Here is a 251-nt window from a genome sequence, read left to right on the forward strand (position 1 = left end):
TGGCAGCTCTGCTTGTAATTGTATGGGCACTGCCAAAGCTGGTTGCTTTTTTTGGCGACGGCGACGATGTAGTAGGTTACCCGCTAGCAATGGTGTTTTTAGGCGGACTTGCTGCGGCTTGTTTTTTACTGTGTTTTAAAATGACTAAAGAAACCAAACAAGTTAAACCCGCGCAAACTAAAAAGAATGCCTTTCTTGAGTTTTTAAGCTTATTTAAAAACGATCAATGGGTTGTTATAGCCGTTATAAGC

General features: G+C 41.0%; 1 pseudogene. It reads left to right on the forward strand.

Features of this window, described 5'->3' with window-relative positions:
- Positions 1 to 251, forward strand: a pseudogene (locus AAEZ18_RS19285) (MFS transporter); the annotation flags it as partial.

Origin of the sequence: Pseudoalteromonas sp. 19-MNA-CIBAN-0066, from assembly GCF_040308705.1 — a bacterium.
GTDB classification, from domain to species: domain Bacteria; phylum Pseudomonadota; class Gammaproteobacteria; order Enterobacterales; family Alteromonadaceae; genus Pseudoalteromonas; species Pseudoalteromonas nigrifaciens.